Source organism: Streptomyces anatolicus, from assembly GCF_019400875.1.
GTDB lineage: Bacteria > Actinomycetota > Actinomycetes > Streptomycetales > Streptomycetaceae > Streptomyces > Streptomyces anatolicus.
Map to the genome: position 1 here is coordinate 1 of NZ_WMBF01000829.1, position 1,328 is coordinate 1,328.

Here is a 1,328-nt window from a genome sequence, read left to right on the forward strand (position 1 = left end):
ATCCCCACCCGCACCCCCTCTCCCCCGAGGCGGCCGCGCCCCACTTCACGGAGGCCGCCGACGCCCGCGACCCGGCGGGCGAGGCGCTGCTCATGCTCGGGGCGCCGGACGTGGTGGACAAGGCGCGGGTGTGGGTGCTCACCGTCATCGAGATGGAACGGTTCCTGCGCGACGACACGCGGGATCCGGGGGCCTGGGCCGGGATGCTGGAGCGCCAGCGGGTCGCACGCCAGGGGTACTACGCGGCGGTACGACGGGACCTGGCACTGCCACCCGGCCATTCAGGCCACTGGGCGGTCAACACAGCGTCCCCGCACGGAGACTGACGGCCCCTCACACGCGCGCCGCGCTCCCGGTGTGCGCCAGGATCGCCTCCGTGAGGGGGCCGAGAACGGCCGGCGGCAGCGCGTGCCCCATGCCCGGCACCTCCACCAGCCGGGAGCCCGCGATGACCTGGGCCAGATGCTGCGGATGCGGGGGTGGGAAGACCGGCTCGGCCGGGGCCGCGACGACGAGGGTCGGGACCTCGTTCCGGGCCAGCTCGGCGGTGCGGAGCATCCCGGAATCGTCGGCACGGCCGTGCGCGGTCGACGGCGCGTAGCCGCCCGCGTGCTCGATGATGCGCCGCTCGAGCTCTCTGAAGTACGCGGCGTCGAACGGGATCCGATCGCCGCCGAGCACCCGCCAGTGCGCCACCCGCCGGTCCAGCTCGGCCTCCAGACCGTGGTCCTCGACCGGCCGCGCCCACAGCTCGAGTACCTCCGGCGCGATGCCGGGCAGCTCGCTCACGCCGTCGGGTCCCACGTACGGCGTCTCGCTCAGCGCGCACGTCCCCATCAGCGTCGCGCTCAGCACCCGCTCGGGGTGGTCGGCGAGGAGCAGCTGGGTGAGCATGCCGCCGAGCGAGAGACCCACCAGGTGCGCCCGCTCGATCCCGAGGCCGTCCAGGACCGCGATGATGTCCTGCGCCAAGTCCGTGACGCGGTAGGGGTGTTCGTCGAAGCTGTGGGTGGAGCGTCCCGTGTCGCGGTGGTCGTAGCGGATGACGTGATGCCGCTCCGCGAGCGCGTCCACCAGCTCCTCGGGCCAGCCGAGCCCGGAGGCCTGCGCTCCCATGACGAGCAGCAGCGCCGGGGCGTCGGCCGCCCCCCGCCGCTCCGTCCACAGCCGCACCCCGGCCGCGACCTCCACGTACTGTTCCCGCTGCTCCCGCTGTTCCCGCGCCATGAGCCACCTCCCGCAAGGAAAACTTACGAGACGAACCGTACCGTCTCGCTATCCTCCCGCGCAAGCACGCCCGGATATCCCGCCACGGCCCCGCCCTAGAA

Annotated in this window: 1 protein-coding gene and 1 pseudogene; one reads left to right on the forward strand and one right to left on the reverse strand. The window is 73.5% G+C overall.

From position 1 onward, the window contains the following. Positions 1-326, forward strand: a pseudogene (locus GKQ77_RS32775) (hypothetical protein); the annotation flags it as partial. A gap of 7 nt (positions 327-333) precedes the next feature. On the opposite strand, the gene GKQ77_RS32780 reads toward GKQ77_RS32775, so the two are convergent. Then, positions 334-1,227, reverse strand: coding sequence for an alpha/beta fold hydrolase (locus tag GKQ77_RS32780; protein ID WP_219692787.1), 894 nt, complete (start codon positions 1,225-1,227; stop codon positions 334-336). Positions 1,228-1,328 lie beyond the last annotated feature (101 nt).

What these genes read in the sequence shown, in the direction of transcription:
- GKQ77_RS32780 (WP_219692787.1), bottom strand. Translation starts at nt 1,227, where the DNA reads ATGGCGCGGGAACAGCGGGAGCAGCGGGAACAGTACGTGGAGGTCGCG.